This window comes from Pseudomonas syringae group sp. J309-1 (assembly GCF_032582135.1).
GTDB classification, from domain to species: domain Bacteria; phylum Pseudomonadota; class Gammaproteobacteria; order Pseudomonadales; family Pseudomonadaceae; genus Aquipseudomonas; species Aquipseudomonas quasicaspiana.
In genome coordinates this window covers 1-546 of the sequence record NZ_JAWHNU010000152.1, presented here as the reverse complement: position 1 = coordinate 546, position 546 = coordinate 1, and the positions used below count along the sequence as shown (strand labels likewise).

Here is a 546-nt window from a genome sequence, read left to right as displayed (position 1 = left end):
GCGCTGTACAGCCGCTTCAACCAGTCGCGCGCGATTGCCATCGACATGGAAAGTGCGACGATTGCCGCCAACGGCTTCCGCCTGCGCGTGCCCTACGGCACCCTGCTGTGCGTGTCCGACAAGCCGCTGCATGGCGAACTGAAGCTGCCCGGCATGGCGACCGAATTCTACAAGCGGCAGGTGGCGCAACACCTGACCATCGGCATTCGCGCCATGCAGAAGCTGGCCGAAATGCCGATGGAGCGGCTGCATTCACGCAAGCTGCGCAGCTTCTCGGAGACGGCGTTCCAGTAGGAGGCCGTACTCCGAGCGGCGGTGTGCGGCGTCGGCCTCAGCCGACTATAGTGACGGCGGTTGCCGAACATCAGGTCGCCGATGACGATCAGACTACAGCGCACCCCCAGGGCCTCGAGAATCCGATTGATCGGGCAGCCCAGCGCAGGGCATTCACGCGCACTCCAAAAACCGATTGCAATATAAAATCAGTTTATGTAACCTACAACCGGTTGCGAGATGCAATCAGTCAGGCAGATATGCGCGTGGCTG

The 546-nt window shown here is 61.2% G+C and carries 1 pseudogene; it reads left to right on the top strand.

What is annotated here, in order from left to right:
- Nucleotides 1–294: pseudogene (locus RX972_RS29190) on the top strand (AMP nucleosidase); the annotation flags it as partial.
- Between the last annotated feature and the right edge of the window lie 252 nt (nt 295–546).